Genomic DNA, 279 nt, shown 5'->3' on the forward strand with positions numbered 1-279 from the left:
GGAATGCCGGCTGCACGGCAAAGGCAGCTCTCACCCACCCGAATTCTGCAACGTCTTTCGGAAATCAATCTGCTCGTCGAAGTGAGTGAAAGTGAGGACGAAACCGGATTCGTCGAGTTTCTGCCTCACATTTATCCAAAGGAGCCGATTGCAGTCACCAATGCCGTTATGTTGGCCGAATACGTTGCTTTGCAAGGGATCAAGGAGTGGGCTCGTCGGATTGGCTTCGGGAGTTACGGCAAGTTCGCGCTTCGGCTCGAAGACCCGCAACCGATCGTC

1 pseudogene is annotated in these 279 nt (G+C 54.5%); it reads left to right on the forward strand.

From position 1 onward, the window contains the following. Positions 1 to 279, forward strand: a pseudogene (locus CH341_RS35515) (hypothetical protein); the annotation flags it as partial.

Origin of the sequence: Rhodoplanes roseus (genome assembly GCF_003258865.1) — a bacterium.
GTDB classification, from domain to species: domain Bacteria; phylum Pseudomonadota; class Alphaproteobacteria; order Rhizobiales; family Xanthobacteraceae; genus Rhodoplanes; species Rhodoplanes roseus.